Origin of the sequence: Salinivibrio proteolyticus, from assembly GCF_001996165.1 — a bacterium.
GTDB classification, from domain to species: domain Bacteria; phylum Pseudomonadota; class Gammaproteobacteria; order Enterobacterales; family Vibrionaceae; genus Salinivibrio; species Salinivibrio proteolyticus.
This window is the reverse complement of record NZ_MUFP01000006.1, coordinates 114,615-133,915: the sequence shown is the minus strand read 5'-3', so window position 1 is coordinate 133,915 and position 19,301 is coordinate 114,615. Positions and strand designations below refer to the sequence as shown.

The window sequence follows — 19,301 nt, the reverse complement described above, 5'->3', positions numbered from 1 at the left end:
AACTATCCGCTATGAACGTCTCGAGAACCCGTTATACGCTAAAGGATGCGCCACACCCACACGTCGTGGTCGCATTCGGATTATTGACAAAGAAACGTGAGCCTTCGAGCCCTTCGGTATAGTCCACCACACCGCCCATTAGGTATTGTAAGCTCATGGGGTCAACCACTAACTTCACGCCGCTTTTTTCGATTTCCATATCGCCTTCATTCACGTTTTCGTCGAAGGTAAAGCCATATTGAAAGCCGCTGCAGCCACCACCTGTAATGTAAACACGCAGTTTCAGATTTGGATTTTCTTCTTCCTGAATCAGCGTTTTAACCTTAGTCGCCGCTGCTTCTGAGAACTCTAACGGCAAAGGTGCATCGCTCATTGTTACCTCACATGCTCATCGTGCTTAGCGTTGAATTATCTAATACCTGAGTAAAGTGTTCAAGTATTACCCGATTGATCGAGGGTGTGATCAGTACGTATAAATTGCCACTCAGGGGTCAATCAAATCATACTCCATCTCGCCAGTGATCCGTATCTTTGGTTAAAATGCCCCAACGCAATTTAGGCTTACGCCTTACATAACAGGATATGTCATGACCAAATCAGCACAACTTTTCCAACAAGCAAGACGCACCATTCCAGGTGGCGTGAATTCTCCCGTACGTGCTTTTGCCGGCGTCGGCGGCGACCCTGTCTTTATGGAGCGCGCCGATGGCGCTTATATTTTCGATGCCGACGGTAAAGCCTACATTGATTTCGTCGGCTCATGGGGTCCGATGATCTTGGGTCACAATCATGCTGCTATTCGTGAGGCTGTGATTGATGCCGCTCATCGTGGCCTAAGTTTTGGCGCCCCGACAGAAAGTGAAATCACATTATCAGAATTAGTGGCAGAGCTGGTGCCGTCGATGGAAATGGTCCGCATGGTCAACTCAGGGACAGAAGCGACCATGAGTGCGATTCGTTTGGCTCGCGGCTTTACCAAGCGGGATAAGTTCATCAAGTTTGAGGGGAACTATCACGGTCACGGTGACTGCCTGTTGGTTAAAGCAGGCTCTGGCGCTCTCACCTTGGGTGAGCCTAACTCACCGGGGGTGCCTGCTGACTTTGCGAAACACACGCTGACATGTACCTACAACGACCTCGATTCTGTCCGTCAGACCTTTGAAACCTATCCAGACGATATCGCATGCATCATCGTTGAGCCTGTATCAGGTAACATGAACTGCGTCCCGCCGCAGCCAGGCTTTTTAGAAGGACTACGCGCCCTGTGCGACGAGTTCGGCGCTCTGCTGATCTTTGATGAGGTGATGACCGGTTTTCGTGTGGCACTCGGTGGCGCTCAAGCCTACTACGGCGTGAAACCCGATCTCACCACACTGGGTAAAATCATCGGGGGTGGTATGCCTGTGGGAGCGTTTGGTGGTCGTCGTGATGTGATGGAGTATATCGCTCCGACTGGTCCAGTCTATCAAGCCGGTACCCTTGCCGGTAACCCTGTGGCTATGGCAGCGGGCCTCGCCTGTCTCAGCGCATTGCGTCAGCCAGGCAACCATGATTATCTGGACAGTATCACCAAGCAACTGGCCGATGGTTTTAAAGCCCTTGCGGACAAACACGGTATTGCACTGACCACCAACCAAGCCGGTGCAATGTTCGGTTTCTTCTTCACCGATAACGACACGGTCACATGTTTTAAAGACGTACAGCAATGTGATACAGAACGCTTTAAGCGCTTTTTCCACTTAATGCTAGAGCAAGGTGTCTATCTTGCACCGTCCGCTTATGAAGCCTGCTTTACGTGCTTAGCGCACGGGCAAAAAGAGATCGACGCTACCTTGTCGGCGGCCGATCATGCCTTTGCTACCCTAGCCGCTGAGGCATAAGCATGCGCAACCTTGGATGACATCTGTGGTTGAGTCGCAATCAAAAAGCCCCGCCTGTTCTCGCGGGGCTTTTTTCACTTGCGCTGATGGTATGAGTCCTTATCATCGCCAAACACTAGAATATCGAGCGCCCAATTCTTGCTGATAAGAGCTCAAGGGCAGCCGTTCCTGCCAACGAGTTGCCAGAAGGGTCAAGCTCAGGCGACCATACTGCAATCGACATTTCACCGGGAACGACCGCAATAATGCCGCCGCCCACGCCGGATTTGCCCGGCATCCCAACACGGTAGGCGAATTCACCCGCACCATCATACAAGCCACACGTAGCCAGTAGCGCATTCAATTGTTTGCTCTGGGTTTTGGTGAGGATCGCGCGCGCCCGCCCCAACGGCTTACCCTGATTGGCAAGATAGAAAAACGCTTTCGCCAAGTCCACACAACTCATTTTCAGCGCACAATAGTGAAAATAGTTGGTCAGTACCGGCACGACCTCGTTTTCAAAATTGCCAAATGCTCGCATCAAATAGGCGATTGCGGCATTGCGATCACTGTGCTGCATTTCCGAGTCCGCGACCACTTTGTCGTAGCAAATATGAGGGTTTGCAGCGAGTGCGCGAACAAACTCCAACATCCGCTGGCGCGGTGCCGATTGGCGTGTATGCAGCATGTCACTGACCACCAGTGCCCCTGCATTTATAAATGGATTACGCGGGATACCTTGTTCCATCTCAAGCTGAATAAGCGAATTAAAGGCTTGTCCAGATGGCTCTTTGCCAACACGCGCCCAAATCTCATCCGCTTTGTAATTTTGCATCGCAAGGGTCAGGCTCAACACCTTGGAGATCGATTGAATCGAAAAGGCTTCATCCGCATCTCCGGCGCGAATAATCTCACCGTCGTTGTAACACACCGCCATGCCTAGCTTGTGATTCGGCACATCAGCCAGTGCGGGAATATAATCGGCAACTTTGCCTTTGCCGATCAGCGGACGCACATCATCTAGGATGTCAGATAATAATTGAGAACTGGGTTTCACTTGCTTGCTCCCTTTACAGCTTGGGACAAAAAAGCCAACCCAAGGTTGGCTTTCAGTGCGCATCGAAAAGTGGCGCCAACAAGGCGTCAATCAATCACGCCGTGCGTGTGTACTTAATATCCCACACACCATGACCGAGCCGATGACCTCGTTGCTCAAATTTGGTGAGCGGACGATCGTCAGGGCGCGGAACATAATACCCCTCTTCGGCGATATTTTGATAGTGTGGCGCAGCTTCCATCACTTCAATCATATGCTCGGCATAGTTTTCCCAGTCCGTTGCCATATGGAACACACCACCGACTTTAAGCTTATCGCGTACCATTTCAGCAAACGGGAGCTGAACAATACGGCGCTTATGGTGACGCTTTTTGTGCCACGGGTCCGGGAAGAAGAGTTGCACCGTATCCAAGCTTTCTTTCGGCAGCATTTGTTCAAACACTTCCACCGCATCATGGCACATCACACGAAGGTTAGTCACACCGGCCTCACGCGCCGCCATCAAGCATGCACCCACACCCGGGGTGTGTACTTCAATGCCAATAAAGTTTTTCTCTGGCGCGTTTTTCGCCATTTCAACCAAGGACGCCCCCATACCAAAGCCAATCTCTAACACCACAGGATTGTCATTGCCAAACACCTGCTGCCAATCCAATTCAGTGGCATCAAAATCAATACCCATGGTTGGCCAGCATTCATTCAGCGCTTGTTCTTGGCCTTTAGTTAACCGGCCTTCGCGACGCACAAAGCTGCGAATTTTGCGAATGACTTTTCCATCCTCGGTGAGTTCGGTTTTAGTGACTTCAGTCATGATTGTATGCCTGTGATGCAGTGATTGGGACTCAATGGTTCGCGCAAGACCCAAGATTGTTGGAAATCTAAACGGACTGCGCATTATGCAAAGTTTTCACGCCAGCGCAAGTTGGGATCAAGTGATCCTATTGGTGATCCCTGTTGTTAGTGTACCCTGTGCCCTGCATCCGTGCACGTGTGAGCAAAACAATAAGAGAGATCGCAGTGAGTCAATCCTTTTCAGACGCCATCTTGGCATGGTACGACCAATATGGGCGTAAAACCTTGCCGTGGCAGCAAAACAAAACGCCTTATAAAGTCTGGCTAAGTGAAATCATGCTTCAGCAGACACAAGTCAGTACGGTTATTCCTTATTTTGAGCGCTTTATGGCGCGCTTCCCGACCGTGACGGACTTGGCGAACGCAGATCAAGACGAAGTTCTCCATTTGTGGACAGGGCTTGGCTACTACGCGCGAGCACGCAACTTACACAAGGCCGCAAAGGTAATTGCCGAGCAATACGACGGCGTTTTTCCTACCTCCTTAGAGGCCGTGATGGCCTTACCCGGAGTGGGGCGTTCCACCGCAGGTGCGGTACTTTCCCTATCGCTTAAACAGCCACATCCCATACTCGACGGCAATGTAAAACGCACACTCGCGCGTTGCTTTGCCATCGAAGGATGGCCGGGTAAAAAACCGGTTGAAAACAAGCTTTGGGCGTTGGCTGAAACACTGACACCCACAACAGACACGGATAAGTACAATCAAGCCATGATGGATATGGGCGCCATGATCTGTACCCGCAGCAAGCCGAAATGCGAACTTTGCCCCGTCGCAGAGCGATGTGAAGCGCGTGCGCAAGGACGCCAACTCGATTTTCCCGGAAAAAAACCGAAAAAAACGCTACCCGTAAAACAAACCAGTTTTTTACTGATTCAGTATCAAGACGAAATCTGGCTAGAGCAGCGCCCACCCAGTGGCCTTTGGGGGGGACTATGGTGTTTACCCCAAGCTGACGAGCAACACGCCGAGCAAGCAATTCAAGAGAAGTTACAAGGCCTAGAGCCGCTACGCACCGAAGTGTTAACCGCGTTTCGCCATACCTTTAGCCACTTTCACTTAGATATTGTGCCGATCAGTGTCACGGTGTCGCAACGCCCTCAAATCATCATGGAAGCCAATCAAGGGCTTTGGTATAACTTGTCACAACCCGCAAAAGTTGGATTGGCGGCCCCAGTGAAAAAGCTGTTAACCTTGCTTAATCACGAACGCCAACGCCCCCAAACAGGCGATAATGAGGAACCTAGATTATGAGCCGTACCGTATTTTGCCAACGCCTCCAGAAAGAAGCTGATGGCCTTGATTTTCAACTCTATCCCGGTGAGCTGGGCAAGCGTATTTACGATAACATCTCAAAAGAAGCGTGGGCTGAGTGGCAGAAAAAGCAAACTATGCTCATCAATGAGAAAAAACTCAACATGATGGATCCCGAGCACCGTAAATTGATCGAGGCTGAGATGGTGAAATTCCTTTTCGAAGGCCAAGACGTGCAGATCGATGGTTACGTGCCACCGGAAGACAACCAATAATACGCGCTGCCCCACAAGCAGGTTGCGTTATCACTGCAAATCACCCGCATTGTGTTAGGCTAAATGCGGGTGTTTTTTTATGCTAACGCGATGAAAGATGACGCGATTACTCTGTTTACTGATTTGCTGTCTAAGTTTACTGATCACAGGTTGTAGCCGCGAAAGCGTCGAGCAGTACGTGGGCGTCAGCTATAAAACGACCAACCGATTTGCGAAAAATCTTGCCCCTCTCCCCGGTCAATTTGAAAAAGACATTGACGCGCTCAACCAATTAATCGGTCAGTTTACTGGCAACATTGAAGTGCACTGGGGTGAGAATCAAGTCTTTGTGTCTGGCAAACGTGACTACGTTAAATACACAGATAACTATAAAAGTCGGGCTCGGATTGATTTTGAACGCGGTGTTATTCAAGTTGAAACCGTCGCCACAGATAATCCAAAATCGCATTTAAAACAGGCCATTATCACCACTCTGCTAACACCTCAAGACCCAGCTTCTGTCGATCTCTACTCGGCGGCTGAGGTGCCACTTGAAGGTCGCCCCTTTTTGGAAGGACAAGTGGTGGACCACGAAGGTAAAGCCATTAGCTGGCAGTGGCGCGCAAATCGCTTTGCCGAATACTTACTCGACCACCGTCTGAAGAAAAAACAAGTCCGTTTTCAGAATATGTATTACGTCACCATCCCCATGGTAAGTGACCACGTCGCGAAGCGAAGTTATCAGTATGCTGATATCGTCCGTCGTGCCGCCAAGCGCTATGATATTTCAGAACAGCTTATCTATGCGATTATCAAAACGGAAAGCAGCTTCAACCCCTATGCGGTAAGCTGGGCGAATGCTTACGGGCTAATGCAAGTTGTCCCCAAAACCGCAGGACGAGATGTTTTTAAATTGGTGAAAAAGCGTCGTGGCCAGCCCACCCCGCAATACCTTTTTGATCCAGAGAAAAATATTGATACTGGCACTGCGTATTTCTACATTCTTAAAAACCGGTATCTTAAAGCCGTACGCGATCCACTCTCTTTGCACTACAGTATGATTTCCGCCTACAACGGTGGGACGGGAAATGTGCTACGAACCTTTGACCGCAATCGTGATCGTGCCATGCGAGACTTAAATAGCCTAAAACCTAATCAGGTGTTTTGGGCGCTCACCCATCGCCACCCTTCTTCGGAGTCTCGGCGCTACCTACAAAAGGTAACGCGTTACCAAAAAGAGTTTGCGAACTTACCCCAATAATACCTCGTGAAACCCTGAAAATTGTGCACTTTTATGGCATTTCGCTGCCTTTTTATCCAAACGACACGATTGGCGCACTTTTTTCAAAAAAACAGTTGACGGTGAGGCGGAAAATCCGTTTAATAGCGCCCCGTTGGCCCGGATAGCTCAGTCGGTAGAGCAGGGGATTGAAAATCCCCGTGTCGGTGGTTCGATTCCGCCTCCGGGCACCATATAATGAAATAATGGTGTGACACACAATATTTCGCGATTTGTGTGCCGGCTTAGCTCAGTTGGTAGAGCAACTGACTTGTAATCAGTAGGTCGCCAGTTCGACTCCGGCAGCCGGCACCATTGCCTCGATAGCTCAGTTGGTAGAGCAGGGGATTGAAAATCCCCGTGTCGGTGGTTCGATTCCGCCTCGAGGCACCATTATTCCCCCATAGTTCAGTTGGTAGAACGGCGGACTGTTAATCCGTATGTCACTGGTTCGAGTCCAGTTGGGGGAGCCACTTTTAAAGAAAACGCTAGCCGAAAGGTTGGCGTTTTTTTTGTTTGGCTAGTGCCAAATATGTCACTGGGCTAGGCGCCCCACTCCAGCATCAGCTCTATTCGTTACGCTTGTCCATTGTTAAGCTTAAAAACCGCTTCAACGGCTCGGCCTTGATCACTGTAGCTAAACTGCTCGCATATCGATTTAATCAGCGTAATCCCTCTTCCGGACAAGCTCTCCGCATCATGGTTGGTTTCTCGGATTTGACGCTCATGATCGAACCCTTTCCCTGAGTGAGCGAGCTTTAACTTGAAACGATGCGCCTTGGGCTGAAAATCTAACTCTAACTCAATATAATGCTCACCACTTAACGCATCGAGCTTTTCTTGCCGTGATAGATAGTAGTTAAAGAAGCCATCCACATCGTTTTTCGAGACAGAACGCAGTTCCAATATGCCATAGTCAAGCGCATTGGTAATAAGCTCAGACGCCACCGTACAAATTAAGTCAAGGTCGGTACTCTCCCCAACGATCCCTTTGACCCGTCCCCTCAAATCAGCGATTAAATCTGCTTTTTTCAGCAACTCGGTATCAAAACGAATTTGAGTACGGGAGGGGACGATGGAATAAGGTTGCAGTGAAACTGTATTCTCTTCCTTTTCTGGACAAACGATTGGAAAGGAAAGCTCTAACATGGAAATATCATCAGTAACGCCAGCATCCCCTGCAAAGGCTGAAAGTGTGCGCTTTACTTGCTCAATTAAGCTTCCCTGACAACCACTTAGCGCACGAATAAGTCCAATTTCAGACAGCTGCTTATCAGACTGGTTTCTTGCTTCAATCACACCATCTGTGGCCAAGAATAAACGCTGTCCTTCTCTGAACTGTAACCGTGTAACAGTCGCATCAAAGCTCGCTCTATCTTGCGCCCCTAGCGCCATGTGTCTACCTTGATGGGTTTCTAATACTTGCCCATATTGATCAAGGCTGTAAGCATCCGGCATCCCACCACTCCATACATTCACAGTTAACCCATCCGGCATCACTTCGAGTATAGAGCCTGCTAGCATAGTGCCAACCGGCATAAAGTTTCGTAGGTGTGCGTTTATTTCACTGGCAATATCGCCCACCGGTAACCCTCGATTAGCGGTTGTGATAAATGTTTTCACTGCTGGAATAGTGCTTATTGCGGCCGGAAGTCCATGCCCTGTAGCATCGGCAATCAGGATATATAGCCCACCCAGAGGCCTTGGCAATATCATGGTGACATCGCCATTAAACAGGCTGAATGAGCCTGAGTAACTATTAATCCCAGGTACACCCGATAAGCTAAATGACATCAACCGCTCAAAAATTTGGCTTGCCATCGCATGTTCATAAACTGTCGTTTCTTGGAACTGTTTGAGCTGATCTCGCTGAAAAGTCACCTCACGAAACAGACAGGTATGACGAAAGTGAGTCCGGACTTTAACGATCAGCGTCGCGACATCCACCGGCTTACTGAGAAAGTCATCACCGTATTGCATGCAATTGGCATAAATACCTTGGTCATCAATGCCGGTTAAAAATACGATAGGTAGCAATTTCTGCGGGAAACGCCTGCGTATTTCCTGCGCCATTTTAAAACCATCAATTTTAGGCATGTTGACATCGGAGATGATCAAGTCTGGAAACATTTCCGGCGAGATCGACTCCAACAATTGAAGCGCCTCGCTACCATTCATCGCCATGCTGATATTGTCAGCTTCGTCCTTTAAGGCTGCTGCAATATAGTGCACCAACGCCGGCTCATCATCGACCACCAACACGTTCATAGGCGACTCACTCTATTTTGAATTTTTTCTCAAATTTGGCGATAAACAACACACGCTTAATCGCATCCGGACAGTTGATTAGCCGAATCGAACCATCACATTTATTTAGATAATCTTGCATGTTCAATAGAATGCCGAGCCCCGCACTATCCATATAGGTTGCTTCTCGGAGGTCAACAATGACTTCTTGGCTTGTAAGATCCGCGTATGCCTCTCGAATCTCCTGCACTAAGGTAAAATTAAACTCGCCTTTAACATGCAAGATCACTTGTTTTCCATCACCTTGATCTTCGCGTCGAATTCTCATTGGCACCTCTAAAATAATTCTATTTCACCCTCATCGAGGGATTGCTGTTTAGCAGGTGCGCGTTTGGCAGAGCCTGCTTTTTCTTCAATTTCATTGACCTTTTCATTTAACGCATGCCAGTCGATATCCTTTTCCGACATGGTTTCAATGATCAATGCGTTTAACTCTTCCAAAATATGCAGGTTGTCGAGTATGTGCCCGCCTTGTTGCGTGATAATGTCGGCAAATTGAAGGTTCTTAATGCACGAGCCGATTTCTTGCTGAACCTGCTCCCCCAACATGGATACTCTCTCTATTTCTTGGCCGACCTTGTCGTTGACCGACTTCACTCCTTCGAGTAATGAGTCAATGTATTCTTTCGAACGAATCGATTCAGTCATATCTAACGAGGCGATTTCACCCACGGTATGTTTGGTTTTATCGACACTTTCTTGGGCGAGATCGATATGCTTGTGGATTTCAGTATTAAGATCTGTCGCCTTAATCGCGAGTGAGCGAACCTCTTGGGCAACGACCGCAAAGCTGCGTCCATTTTCGCCGGCGCGCGCCGCTTCAATGGCTGCGTTCAATGCGAGCAAGTTGGTTTGATCGGACATGGCTTGAACGTCATCCAACAGCTCAAACACCTCATTGAGTTTGCTCGACATTTCTTCAATGGTGTAAATCGACGACACGCTTTTATCACTGACCTTGACCATAATGTCGATGTAAGCATCAATCGCACGTTCAGTTTCGGGCAGTACTTTGGTCAGGCTGTACTCGCTTTCTTCATTGTGCAGCAATTCATTCGCCATACTGGTCGCGGTTGCAACTTGGTCCTGACAAGCGCTTTGCATACTAAAGAAGCTTCCATTTAGGCTCTCAACCGATTCATCAATCACCTCTCGTTGACGCGCTAACTGCTCACGGATTGGTACTAACTCAATCGATAAAATATGATGAATACGGCGTAACAGTTGTTCAGGTGCATCCTTTTCCACCATATATGCCCCTTCTTCCGTATCAACCGAAGAACGCTTTTTCGATAAATGAAGAAGCTGCCCCCCCATTAATGCAATGACCAACACAGCAAACACACCGGCTTGCCACGTCATCGACCATAACGCAAAGCCAATCGTGAGAAGTAACGTTAATAACGGTGGCCATATTAGGGGCTTAGAATCACTTGCCATAGACTGTCTCCACTAAGAAATTTGCCACATTAGAGAGCGGAAGGACTTGTGATGCGCCCCCGAGTTCAATAGCGACACGTGGCATCCCCCACACCACAGAGCTGGCTTGATCTTGCGCCGCGGTTAATGCACCCGCTTGGTGCATTTTTAGAAGACCGGAGGCCCCATCTCGTCCCATTCCAGTTAAAATGACCCCCACCGATTTTGCACCGACGGCTTCTGCAACAGAGGAAAACATCACATCAACAGACGGCCGGTGACGCTCGACCGGCGCTTCATCCGTCGGTTGGCAATATAAATGCCCTTGTCGATTCACCACCGTAAGGTGGCGATCGCCCGGCGCCACATAAACATGCCCTTGGATAAGCGGCATGCGATCAGCCGTTACTTCTTCGACTGACAGACGACAAGCTCGGTCTAACCGCTGAGCGAAAGGCCCACAAAAAGCGGCCTTAATATGTTGGGTTACTACGATGGGCGGCATGTGTTCGGGCAGCCGTTCAAGCACGCCACGCAGCGCTTCTGTACCGCCAGTGGAGGCACCCAGCGCAATAATTTCATATCCTTTGCGGTTGTAATGATGGCGATTAACCTGCACGGGTGCTGCTTGTTTGCCCCACTGGGGTTGACCGATGTTGGCTTGTGCCGCCGCTTTCACTTTACTCACCAGCTCATCCCGTTCTTGGGCTATGGCAGTGGCAATATTGGCAGACGGTTTAGGCACATAGTCGACAGCACCAATCTCCAGCGCCGATAAAGTGACCTCGGCCCCATGCTGGGTCAAAGTCGACACCATCACCACAGGCATTGGCCGTAAACGCATCAAATTTTTAAGAAATTGAATACCGTTCATCTTCGGCATTTCAATGTCTAACGTGATTACATCTGGGTTAAACTTTTTAATTTTTTCCCGTGCTTCATAAGGGTCTGCCGCCGCTCCAATGACCTCAAGGGCAGGGTCACTCTCCAGACACTCCCGAATCAATGTTCGATAGAGCGGTGAGTCATCCACGATCAATACTTTATAGCGATACTTACTCATCAAAACAGCTCCACATCTTGATCATCAGCGCTGTCATCTCGAGATTCTTGGAGCAAGCGTTGATTGTATTGGGCCTCTTCTGCCACCAGCTCTTTTTGACTGAGTGACTGAATTTTCTTCACCCAAGCTTTTCCRGTTCTAGGATCAAACAACACACGACGGGGAAAAGACTGGCCAAGGTCTTCCGAGACTAAGGTCAGATCTTCATTGGCAACATAGCGACGAACGAACTCAATGTTTTTTCGCCCTATAGCAATGTTCTGCCCCATGATATTGCCCCCACCAAAGAGCTTGACGCGTAACCGATTTTTTAACGCCCCTTGTTGCAACAAGGAATTGATAAGGATCTCCATGGCATAGTTGCCGTACCGCGCCGCGTGAGACAAATATTGCTCTGCACTCCATTCCTTCGCCGCTTCGCCATCTTTAAGTGGCAACATAAAGTGATTCATGCCACCAATATTGGCTAAAGGATCCCAGATACATGCAGCAATGCACGACCCTAACCCTGTCGCGATAAGCTCGTCGTCCGAGCTGACGTAAATCTCTCCCGGCTTCAATTTCACCATGTGCCTGTCATGCTCTGGACTAAAAAAACGCTTTACGGTTTTTTCTTGGGCATGATGGTGCAGTTCTAGTGCTTGGTGCATATCACTCCCGTTTGCGATACATGGTATGGCCGAGGTTGTCGAATTTATCCGCCATTTTTCCAATCCCTTCAGAGTGGCCGATAAATAAAATGCCGCCCGGCGCTAATTGGCGCCAAAAGCGCTCAATTAACCATTGCTGCGTCTCTCGCTCGAAATAAATCATCACGTTACGACAAAAAATCGCATCCATTGCATGCTTGTGAGGCCAGTCACCTTTTAGGTTAAGCTGCTTAAAACTAATAATGTCGCGTAGCGCTCGTTTGGCTTTAAACAAGTCCTGCTTAATCCCTTTTCCTTTTAGAAATCCCGGTTTGAGATACTCGGATGGGATGGTATTGACAACCTCCAAGCTGTAAGTGCCGTTGCTCGCCGTGTTCAATACTTGGGTATCGAGATCGGTTGCCAATAAATGAACATCCATTTGACCACCAATCATGCCGTGACCCGCTAATACCGACGCAATGGTGTAAGGCTCTTCACCGGTGGAGCACCCTGCCGACCACATCCTCACCCGATTTTGCTTACGTTGTTGCCACTGTGGGATCAACTGATGGGCAAGGAAATCAAAGTGATGACGCTCGCGAAAAAATTGTGTTTTATTGGTGGTGAGCGCATTGATAAAGGCCACTCGCTCATCCGCACTTTTCTCCACCAACGCGAAATAGTCATCAAAGTTTGCCACGCCCGTTCGGCGCAAACAGCGCGCCAAACGGCCATACACCATGCTCTTCTTTTTGTCCGCCAACGAAATACCGGTTTCATTCAGCATAAATGCCTGCACAAACTTAAAATGCGTTTGGCTGAATGGGTATCCGCTCGCGGATGACGAGCTAACCGGTGCACTCACGCTTAAAACTCCTCCCACTCATCACTGACTTCAGACGCCGCGCTTTTTCCCGAATTTACCGCTTTTAGCCGAGCTGCTGGTGCGGCTTCTCCATTGCGATAAGGCGCTGGTTCTTTCTTCGCCGCGACCGAAGGACGGGGGGAAGCGGGTTTCGCATTCGATTGTGCAAGTTGCTTGTCGACCAACTTTTCGGCATCAATATCGACTTGGAAGAAACCGATCAAGTTGATAAGCTCCGCGCCTTCATCACGCATTGATTGGCTCGACGCTGCCGCTTCTTCCACCAAGGCTGCGTTTTGCTGCGTCATTTGATCCATACGCGCCACCGAGCGGGTGATCTCGTCGATTCCGGTCGCCTGCTCTTGGCTCGCGGCGTTGATCTTGTCGATAAGCTGAGACACTTCCATCACAGAAGAGACAATTTCTTCCAGCATCTCCCCAGATTCATCGACCAGTTTCGAGCCTTGGGTGACTTTCTCGACACTGTCTTTGATCAGTTCTTTAATTTCTTTGGCGGCACCGGCACTGCGCTGCGCCAAATTACGGACTTCGCCCGCAACAACAGCAAAGCCTCGACCTTGCTCGCCTGCTCGCGCCGCCTCAACAGCCGCATTCAGCGCCAATAGGTTGGTTTGGAAAGCGATTTCATCAATCACGCCAATGATGTCAGCAATTTTCTTACTCGCATCATTGATTTCGGCCATGGCTTCAACGGTTTCTTTGACCACTTCACCGCCTTTACGCGCTTTTTCACTGGCTTTAGACGATAAGGTGTTGGCTGACGCCGCACTTTCCGCATTTTGCTTCACCGTAGCCGTCATCTGCTCCATGCTCGCCGCGGTTTCCTGTAAGTTGGCCGCTTGCTCTTCAGTACGTTCACTCAGATCGTTGTTACCCTCGGCAATCTCAGCGGAAGCAGACGCCACACGAGCTGAAGAATGGGTGATCTTCTCCACCATATTGCGCAAGTTATTGATTGAAGCATTCACCGCTTGGCTTAGGTCTTCAAAGTCCCCTTTGTAATCCTCCGGCRTATTGGTTTGCAAGTCGCCTTTTGATACCCCGCGCATCACGCGGATACATTCATTCAATGGATCAATAAAGCTATCGAGTAATTGGTTAATTCCGTTACCCAACTTAGCCATCGCACCACGGTACTTCTTAGTATTCATTCGATCGCTTAAATTGCCGTCTGCCGCTTTGGCAATCAATCGCTCAATTTGACGCTGACCGTCCATTTGCTCGGTAATGTCTTCCCATTGAAGCGCAGGGCCAATGTACTCGCCATCATCGTCATAAAGGGCGATACAGAGCAGGGCAAATTCCACCTCACCTACGGTAATTTCGGCTTTAAACGGCATACGTTCCGGGGAAGCAATCACCGACTGCTGGTGCGCTGGGTTTTTGTGGAATTGATCAATGCTGGTACCCACCAATTTATCGGCAGCAAATCCAGGATAAATTTGGCGCATCTCCTCTTCACGACTATTAAACAACTCTGTCACCGCAGGGTTGAGATAACGGATAATGCCGTCTTTGTCCGCTAACATGACATTGGTGGTCATGCCTTCTACCACAGCGGCCAGCAGAGAACGCTCTGCCTCTTTCTTGCGCCGTTCTGTTACGTCACGCCACTCAATGGTGGTGCCGACATGGCTACCGTGTCGGTCATAACTTGCCGTCGCATGAAACTCAAAACGGGCTGATTTAAAGCGAATATCACGATTAATGGGTAAGTTATTCGGCGACAGGAAGGTGTCACGCTGAAGCTGCGGAAACAGGTAATCGATTTGCTTACCGATAATGTCGTCACGATTCGCGACAAACGCATTGTTTTTACTGCGAAATGTCTGCTCGTGCTGCTTACACAACCGGACGGTTTGCTCATTCACATGCATGATCTCACCATGCAGCCCCAAAATAACAAAAGCACTGTGGGTGTTATCCAATGCCCCTTTTAGCAAACTGTGCTCTTCGCTTTGATGAGCACGTGCAGTGATATCACTGAGCTCAACACTAAAGCCTTGTCCATCCGTCACTTTGCTGGCAGACACGCGCAGCTTCCCAGCGCCAATTTCAATATTTTGCACCGAGGGCTTGTCGTCTAATAGCTGCTGCCATTGCTGATAATCGACTAAGTCTGATGGCAATACCGCACTCATTGGTTTGCCAAAAAGCATGTCGCTTTGAGCAGTAAATTCGGCATTGCCACGCTCTCGAATTGCCGCTTGATAACATTGCAACAACTGCAATGCCCGTCGGTTAATCAATGTGATTTGCAGTTGATTGTCGAGCATAATGAGTGCAGCAGGCGCGACATTGAGTGCCGCAAGAAGCTGCACATTCTGCTTTGTTTGATGGGTTTGTTGCTCTTGCTGTACTTCCCTTTTAAACCACGCCATATTCTAGTCCTCGTTCGCGATCTCGGGTTGTGCTGTTTGCTGTAACTGATCAAAGTCAAATAACTGCTCTAAATTAATCAGAACCACATGCCTATCATTCACCGAGGCGATCCCTTCCATGTACCACTCTTCGCGTCGATGTAGCCCAGGCGGGGCTTTAATTTGCTCTGAACTCAAGTTATGTACCTCTGCAACGGCATCGACCACGATGCCCAACGAGATACCTTGCTTGTCTCTTACGATGATAATCACGCTCATTGAGGTCAGCGTGGCTGGCGGCATACCAAAACACTGGCGAATATCCATGATGGGGATGTATTCTCCCCGCAACTCCAGCACACCTAACATGTGCGGCAACGAATTAGGAATGCGTCGCACTTGTGACCAACCGCGAACCTCTTTCACATCCAAGATGTGCACGCCGTACTCTTCGTCTTCCAATAAAAAACTCAAATACTCTCGTGATTGCTCCATATTTATTTCACCTATATCCAGTGCTCGATACGCAGCAGCTCATCAACATTGACCAATGACATCACCCGCTGATCGACATTGAGCAAACCACTTACGTAGGCAATCACTTGGGAATCACCGATAGGTGGCATAATCTGCCCTTCGCCTTGATCCACCACATCTGATACCGCATCTACCACAACGCCCATGACCTTGTGGTTCGCAGCCTCACTGGCGCGTAAAATCAGCACGACCGTTTCACGGTGGTAGTCCGCTTTTTTGGTGTTGAACCGCACACGTAGATCCATGACAGGCACTATCATGCCGCGCAGGTTAATGACGCCGAGTATGAACGCCGGTGAGCGCGGCAGTAGTGTTGGTGGCTCCCAAACTCGGATCTCTTCGACGGTTTGGATATCCACGCCATAAAGCTCACCCGCTAAATCGAAGCTCAGGTAATCGCTGCCTTGTAAACGATCGACGCGATCGTCAATGTCCACCACGTCTTCAGACTGCATCAGATTCTGCATGGCCTCTCCTTATGCCGCGGCGATATGACCGCTAGCGTCACTGACTCGCGACAAGAATTGCGTAATGAGCCCTTGAATATCGAGGATGAGTGATACCGAGCCGTCACCCAAAATAGTGGCACCGGAAATACCTGCCACGCGGGTATAATTAGACTCTAAGCTTTTGATCACGACTTGCTGCTGACCCAGTAATTCATCGAGCAACAGCCCGACTTTCTTATCGCCCGCTTCAACCAAGCAAAGCAATTGCTTATCGAGATCCTCGCCACAGTGCCCTAACCCAAACTCTTCTTTTAAAAGCAAAATTGGGATGTTTTCATCGCGTAGGCGATAAAGCTGTACGCCAGACGCGGTTTTAATTTGTTGGCTATCAATTTGAATGGATTCAATAATAGAAATAAGTGGCACCACATAAACTTGGCCCGCCACCTTAACGAGTTGTCCGTCCAAAATCGCCAGCGTTAATGGCAAACTGATTTTGAATGTGCTGCCTTTTTCAGGTGCTGAGTGCACATCGATATTACCGCCTAACTGCTCGATATTACGGCGTACGACGTCCATCCCCACACCGCGCCCTGATACGTCTGATACTTGATCAGCGGTTGAAAAGCCCGGTGCAAACACAAGATTGAACACTTGCGTGTCCGTCAACTCATCAATCGGTAAGTCATCTGAGATGAGGCCCTTAGCCAGCGCTTTTTGCCAGATTTTTTCTTTGTTAAGTCCGGCACCATCATCGCTGACTTCAATCACAATAGAGCCGCCTTGATGATAGGCATTCAAGTGCACTAGCCCGGTTTCAGGTTTGCCTTTTTCTTTGCGTTCTTCGGGGGATTCCAAGCCATGGTCGACCGCATTTCTCACCAAGTGCACCAGCGGGTCGGAGATACGCTCTAAAACCGTTTTATCCAGTTCAGTGCTTTCCCCTTCAATCATGAGCTCTACACGCTTACCCAACTGTGATGACAGGTCGCGAATCAAACGAGGGAAACGGTTAAAGGCAAAACTGATCGGCAACATGCGGATATCGAGCACACTCTCTTGTAGCTCTTTGGTGTTTTGCATCAACTGCTCGAGGCCTGACTGGAGTTGCTCGAGTTTTTCTGGAGAGAAGTTACTACTGAGTTCAGCCAGCATAGATTGTGTGATCACTAATTCGCCGACCAAATTGATCAGGTTATCGACTTTGTCGATCTCAACACGAATGGAGGAAACGCTAGCATCACTTTTCGCTGCAGGTTTGGGCGCTGTTTTTTTGCTACTAGACTTGCTGGCCGTCTGAGCCTTGTCCGATGTTTGCTCCTCAGCAGGCTGCGCTGATGCCACAGGCGCGTTGTCAGAAGCCGCTATATTCTCTGAAGCCGAAGTAGTAGCCGAAGAAGCGGATCCTGTCGATGCTTCCTCATTGCGCGTAATACTCAGCTCACACTCATCTTCGACCCAATCAAAAATCGCTTCGATATCTTCACGGGGAACATGGCCATCAACGCGCACTTGCCATTTTAAGAACAATTGCTCGGGATCGAGTTCATTAAAATCAGGCAGTGCAGAAGGGTCACACTCAATATCCGCCCCGCCGGGCAGTGCTTCGAGCTCTCGAAGAATACGCACCGGATCATTACCGGAAAACAACATGTCTGGGTGAGGCTCAAAACCAACCAGCCACTCGCCCGCTACCGAGACAGCCGGGACATCAGCGACGTCAGGCGTTTGCTCTTCGGAGGGCGCAGCAGCCGCGTTTCCCATGATGGTGTTTAGCGCTTCAGTCACCGCATCACGTTCAGAGCTGTCATAGTCAGTGTCGTTTTCATACGACTCCAACATAGACAAAATACAGTCCCCACCACGCAGCAGCACATCAATAGTGTGACTATCTAACTGACGTTTCCCTTCACGCGCTTCATCAAGCAGCGTTTCCATGTCATGGGTGAAATGACTGATATCATCGAGATTAAATGTCGCGGCCCCCCCTTTAATCGAGTGAGCAGCGCGGAATATGGTGTTAATCGATTCAAGGTCAGTGGCTTCGGGGTCGAGAGCCAATAACTCTCGCTCCAGCACTTCCAGATTCTCGCGGCATTCTTCATAAAAAATACGCCGTAGCTGGTCCATGTCCATGGCCATAGAACCCTCCGTCGATGCGCCTTACAACACGCGCTGTAGTGTTTTCAGTAAGGTGTCTGGATTAAACGGCTTAACGATCCAGCCCGTCGCTCCGGCAGCTTTACCGGCCGACTTTTTCTCTGCTGATGTTTCGGTGGTCAGCATCAAGATGGGGGTGAATTTGTACTGCGGCACACCCCGCACTTGTCGCACAAACTCCAACCCATCCATCACTGGCATATTGACGTCTGAAATAATGAGGTCGAATTTTTTGGTTTTCGCTTTCCGCAATGCGTCTGCGCCATCGTTTGCCGTTTCAACTTGGTAACCGGCTTCTTTCAAGGTATGACTCACCATTTGCCGAATGGATACTGAATCATCTGCTGCAAGTATATTTGCCATCCTCTTACCCCATCTCCATGTTTAACGATTGAGCTTTAGTAGCTCGACCATGCCTGCGGTTTGCGCCGCGCCATAAAGACTTTCAGACACGTTTTGCCATTGCAGTTGCTCTTGGGTCCGGACCAAGCAAAGTAATAACTGCAAGCCCGCCCCATCAATCCGATTGACGCTTCCCGCGTCTAGAATGCACTGCTTTTCGTCGCCGATTTTGTTTGCGATTTCTTCTTTAATTGATTGAATTTGGGTGATATCCAATGACTCGCCAAGGGTAATATCCATCACAAACCCGCTCTAACTAGTTGTTTAGAAACATATGTTTTTTGTTTCGCTTTATAAGTGTAGCAACTATCGGCTAAGTGACGGTTTTTTAGCCACGCAAATACAAAGAGAATGTTCAGAAATACAACCATCAGAAGGGGGAAAATTGGACAGTAAAGACAAAAAAATACAGTCACTTAAACACTGGATGGGACGACGAAACAAAGGCGTATGAAGAAATGCATGCCGCATGCCGGATTTGAAATTAGCGAGAATGCTCACACTTCGTACAAAACAGGGTGTAATCTGTAA

At 49.1% G+C, this 19,301-nt stretch carries 19 protein-coding genes and 4 tRNA genes; 8 read left to right on the top strand and 15 right to left on the bottom strand.

Annotation, left to right across the window (positions count from 1 at the left end):
* Nucleotides 1–31: 31 nt before the first annotated feature.
* Nucleotides 32–373 carry an iron-sulfur cluster insertion protein ErpA gene (gene erpA / locus BZJ19_RS06340; protein WP_069588460.1) on the bottom strand — a complete coding sequence of 114 codons (342 nt, stop codon included), beginning with the start codon at nucleotides 371–373 and terminating at the stop codon, nucleotides 32–34.
* A gap of 214 nt (nucleotides 374–587) precedes the next feature.
* On the opposite strand from erpA, the gene hemL reads away from it, so the two are divergent.
* Nucleotides 588–1,880: a glutamate-1-semialdehyde 2,1-aminomutase gene (hemL, locus tag BZJ19_RS06335; protein ID WP_077674998.1), complete on the top strand. Its 1,293-nt coding sequence runs from the start codon at nucleotides 588–590 to the stop codon at nucleotides 1,878–1,880.
* 115 nt (nucleotides 1,881–1,995) lie between these two features.
* Here hemL and glsB read toward each other — a convergent pair whose 3' ends face one another.
* The gene (gene glsB / locus BZJ19_RS06330; protein WP_077662392.1) at nucleotides 1,996–2,916 is read right to left on the bottom strand and encodes a glutaminase B; all 921 of its coding nucleotides are present in this window, start codon (nucleotides 2,914–2,916) and stop codon (nucleotides 1,996–1,998) included.
* Between the two features lie 94 nt (nucleotides 2,917–3,010).
* The gene (gene trmB, locus BZJ19_RS06325) at nucleotides 3,011–3,727 is read right to left on the bottom strand and encodes a tRNA (guanosine(46)-N7)-methyltransferase TrmB (RefSeq protein WP_077478993.1); all 717 of its coding nucleotides are present in this window, start codon (nucleotides 3,725–3,727) and stop codon (nucleotides 3,011–3,013) included.
* 206 nt (nucleotides 3,728–3,933) lie between these two features.
* On the opposite strand from trmB, the gene mutY reads away from it, so the two are divergent.
* From mutY to BZJ19_RS06290, 7 genes are all read left to right on the top strand, one after another.
* A complete protein-coding gene (gene mutY, locus BZJ19_RS06320) occupies nucleotides 3,934–5,022 on the top strand; it encodes an A/G-specific adenine glycosylase (protein WP_077674997.1) in 1,089 nt (362 codons plus the stop codon).
* Nucleotides 5,019–5,297, top strand: coding sequence for an oxidative damage protection protein (locus tag BZJ19_RS06315; protein ID WP_077674996.1), 279 nt, complete (start codon nucleotides 5,019–5,021; stop codon nucleotides 5,295–5,297). Before mutY ends, BZJ19_RS06315 begins: the two co-directional genes overlap by 4 nt.
* A 97-nt stretch (nucleotides 5,298–5,394) precedes the next feature.
* The gene (gene mltC, locus BZJ19_RS06310) at nucleotides 5,395–6,537 is read left to right on the top strand and encodes a membrane-bound lytic murein transglycosylase MltC (protein WP_077674995.1); all 1,143 of its coding nucleotides are present in this window, start codon (nucleotides 5,395–5,397) and stop codon (nucleotides 6,535–6,537) included.
* Nucleotides 6,538–6,673: 136 nt separating this feature from the next.
* A tRNA-Phe gene (locus tag BZJ19_RS06305) sits at nucleotides 6,674–6,749 on the top strand.
* A 45-nt stretch (nucleotides 6,750–6,794) separates the two neighbouring features.
* Nucleotides 6,795–6,870: transfer RNA gene (locus BZJ19_RS06300), tRNA-Thr, on the top strand.
* A 2-nt stretch (nucleotides 6,871–6,872) separates the two neighbouring features.
* A tRNA-Phe gene (locus tag BZJ19_RS06295) sits at nucleotides 6,873–6,948 on the top strand.
* 4 nt (nucleotides 6,949–6,952) lie between these two features.
* Nucleotides 6,953–7,028, top strand: a tRNA-Asn gene (locus BZJ19_RS06290).
* A 103-nt stretch (nucleotides 7,029–7,131) separates the two neighbouring features.
* Here the strand turns inward: BZJ19_RS06290 and BZJ19_RS06285 are convergent.
* The 12 genes from BZJ19_RS06285 to BZJ19_RS06230 form a co-directional block, all read right to left on the bottom strand.
* Entirely contained in the window at nucleotides 7,132–8,823 is a 1,692-nt protein-coding gene (locus BZJ19_RS06285) for an ATP-binding SpoIIE family protein phosphatase (RefSeq protein ID WP_077674994.1), read from the bottom strand.
* Between the two features lie 7 nt (nucleotides 8,824–8,830).
* Nucleotides 8,831–9,130 (bottom strand): STAS domain-containing protein, encoded by a 300-nt coding sequence (locus BZJ19_RS06280; protein ID WP_077674993.1) that lies wholly within the window; start codon nucleotides 9,128–9,130, stop codon nucleotides 8,831–8,833.
* Nucleotides 9,131–9,138: 8 nt separating this feature from the next.
* On the bottom strand, nucleotides 9,139–9,828 hold the full coding sequence (locus tag BZJ19_RS17450; RefSeq protein ID WP_420876433.1) for a methyl-accepting chemotaxis protein: 690 nt from the start codon (nucleotides 9,826–9,828) through the stop codon (nucleotides 9,139–9,141).
* Nucleotides 9,829–10,291: 463 nt separating this feature from the next.
* On the bottom strand, nucleotides 10,292–11,344 hold the full coding sequence (locus tag BZJ19_RS06270; protein WP_077674991.1) for a protein-glutamate methylesterase/protein-glutamine glutaminase: 1,053 nt from the start codon (nucleotides 11,342–11,344) through the stop codon (nucleotides 10,292–10,294).
* Nucleotides 11,344–11,994 (bottom strand): chemotaxis protein CheD, encoded by a 651-nt coding sequence (locus tag BZJ19_RS06265; protein WP_077674990.1) that lies wholly within the window; start codon nucleotides 11,992–11,994, stop codon nucleotides 11,344–11,346. The genes BZJ19_RS06270 and BZJ19_RS06265 overlap by 1 nt, the downstream gene beginning before the upstream one ends.
* A 1-nt stretch (nucleotide 11,995) precedes the next feature.
* On the bottom strand, nucleotides 11,996–12,841 hold the full coding sequence (locus tag BZJ19_RS06260; RefSeq protein WP_235608158.1) for a CheR family methyltransferase: 846 nt from the start codon (nucleotides 12,839–12,841) through the stop codon (nucleotides 11,996–11,998).
* Between the two features lie 2 nt (nucleotides 12,842–12,843).
* On the bottom strand, nucleotides 12,844–15,243 hold the full coding sequence (locus BZJ19_RS17380) for a methyl-accepting chemotaxis protein (protein ID WP_077674988.1): 2,400 nt from the start codon (nucleotides 15,241–15,243) through the stop codon (nucleotides 12,844–12,846).
* Between the two features lie 3 nt (nucleotides 15,244–15,246).
* Entirely contained in the window at nucleotides 15,247–15,717 is a 471-nt protein-coding gene (locus tag BZJ19_RS06250; RefSeq protein ID WP_077674987.1) for a chemotaxis protein CheW, read from the bottom strand.
* An 11-nt stretch (nucleotides 15,718–15,728) separates the two neighbouring features.
* Complete coding sequence (locus BZJ19_RS06245) at nucleotides 15,729–16,226, bottom strand: chemotaxis protein CheW (protein WP_077674986.1); 498 nt, start codon at nucleotides 16,224–16,226, stop codon at nucleotides 15,729–15,731.
* A gap of 9 nt (nucleotides 16,227–16,235) precedes the next feature.
* Nucleotides 16,236–18,350, bottom strand: a complete 2,115-nt coding sequence (locus BZJ19_RS06240) for a chemotaxis protein CheA (protein ID WP_077674985.1) — start codon at nucleotides 18,348–18,350, stop codon at nucleotides 16,236–16,238.
* 21 nt (nucleotides 18,351–18,371) lie between these two features.
* Nucleotides 18,372–18,731 (bottom strand): response regulator, encoded by a 360-nt coding sequence (locus BZJ19_RS06235; protein WP_069588426.1) that lies wholly within the window; start codon nucleotides 18,729–18,731, stop codon nucleotides 18,372–18,374.
* A 21-nt stretch (nucleotides 18,732–18,752) separates the two neighbouring features.
* Nucleotides 18,753–19,010, bottom strand: a complete 258-nt coding sequence (locus tag BZJ19_RS06230; protein ID WP_077674984.1) for an STAS domain-containing protein — start codon at nucleotides 19,008–19,010, stop codon at nucleotides 18,753–18,755.
* Nucleotides 19,011–19,301 lie beyond the last annotated feature (291 nt).